Below are 274 nucleotides of genomic sequence, written 5' to 3' on the forward strand. Positions count from 1 at the left end.
GCATCTGCGAACGGCGGCCGCCGCCAAGCGCACGCTCGATCTGGAGCGGGTGCGTATCGTCGATCACACCAACGGTCAGGGCGTGCGGATGGGGCATCTCGCTTTCGTCGGCAGCCACCGCGTCAACGGCGTCTCGGCCTTGCACGCCGATCTGATGAAGCAGACGGTCTTCCAAGATCTCGATTCGCTCTATCCAAGCCGGATCCTCGGCGTCACCAACGGTGTCACGCCGCGCCGCTGGCTGCATTCGTGCAACAAGCCCTTGAGCGATCTC

The 274-nt window shown here is 64.2% G+C and carries 1 protein-coding gene; it reads left to right on the top strand.

Features of this window, described 5'->3' with window-relative positions; all coding sequences use genetic code 11:
- Window positions 1–40: 40 nt before the first annotated feature.
- Window positions 41–274: glycogen/starch/alpha-glucan phosphorylase (locus CH341_RS32520; RefSeq protein WP_342635050.1), on the top strand; the 234-nt coding region annotated here is incomplete at its 3' end.

This window comes from Rhodoplanes roseus, from assembly GCF_003258865.1.
Classification (GTDB): Bacteria; Pseudomonadota; Alphaproteobacteria; order Rhizobiales; family Xanthobacteraceae; genus Rhodoplanes; species Rhodoplanes roseus.